1 protein-coding gene is annotated in these 1,269 nt (G+C 44.7%); it reads left to right on the top strand.

Annotation, left to right across the window (positions count from 1 at the left end):
- The first annotated feature begins 86 nt into the window (after positions 1-86).
- A complete protein-coding gene (locus ACED60_RS25660) occupies positions 87-1,220 on the top strand; it encodes a site-specific integrase (protein WP_235447580.1) in 1,134 nt (377 codons plus the stop codon).
- Positions 1,221-1,269 lie beyond the last annotated feature (49 nt).

Below are 1,269 nucleotides of genomic sequence, written 5' to 3'. Positions count from 1 at the left end.
TAAGCGATGTGTAGTTTGTGTCTTTCATTGGTATGGCATGCTTTCACGAAATTTCGTGATTCTATGTCCCTATATGAAGGTACTAAATGATGAAAAAAATCTTACTCACACAACGCTTTGTTGAGCGCATCCTTTCTAACCATCTGGTTCAAGAGTTTTACGATACAAAAGTCCCTGAGTTGTATTTAAGAGTTTATCCGTCAGGAGGTAAGCGATTTTATATTCGCTTTCAGCATGAAGGGTTAAGGGTTCACCGCAAGCTTGGTAAAGCAACCGACCTATCATTACGAGAGGTGCGAAAGCAAGTGGTGAATGAAGTTCACCAGACTCGTTATCTGGCAGATATAAAAGAGCTGCCACCAATAACGATTCGGGTCTTCGCTGAGGAATTTTTTAAGCGTTATCCTCGCCACTGGAAACCAAGAACGACGGTAAAGAATAAGAGCGCCTTTCGTTTACATATCGCGCCTATTTTAGGCGATAAACAGGTTCACTCCATAGAGCGAAGAGACATTGAAGGGTGGTTTGCTCAGTTAAATCACGTGAAAGGCTCAGCGAATCAAGCGTTAGTGTTGATGTCTGTCATGATGCAGCAGTGTGAAGCGTGGGGGTATCGACATAGAAACACTAACCCTTGTCGTCACTTTAAGCGTTATAAAGCGGGAGAGGTCGAACGCTACCTCAGTCCGGAAGAGTTGCGTAGCCTATGGCATGTACTCGAAACGTTAGAAGCCGATAACCCAATTCTCGTGATGATTATACGATTATTGATATATACAGGGTGCCGTTCTTCGGAAGTGAGAACGTTGCAATGGAAAGATTACAGGGGAGGGCATTGGCATTTATCAGACAGTAAAACAGGTGCAAAAACGGTGTATCTTTGCTCACCGGTTAGGGCGTATCTAAAAGAGTGGCGAACAGAGAGTGATTATATTTTTCCTGCACGATGCCATACCAAACCGATATCTGAAGTGGCCTTGAGTTCGTTCTGGCGTAAAGTGCGCCGTTTAGCCGAGTTAGCCGGTGTGCGCCTACATGATTTACGCCACACGTACGCCAGTATTGCAATTCAATCCAACATTAATCTGACGGTGCTTAGTCGCTTACTGGGTCACGCGGATGTAGAAACGACGCTGAAATATGCCCACTTAAGCAGTCTGGATGCTTGTAAAGCGGCCTCTCATATATCAGCGACTTTGGCTAAGGGGATGCGCTCATGAGCTATATCAGACTCACTCAGAAAAAGATTAAGGATTTATTGCCCCAACC

It is taken from the genome of Vibrio sp. 1F279 (genome assembly GCF_041439815.1).
GTDB lineage: Bacteria > Pseudomonadota > Gammaproteobacteria > Enterobacterales > Vibrionaceae > Vibrio > Vibrio tasmaniensis_A.
Note: the sequence above shows the minus strand (reverse complement) of the source record. Positions and strands in the feature narration are given on the sequence as shown.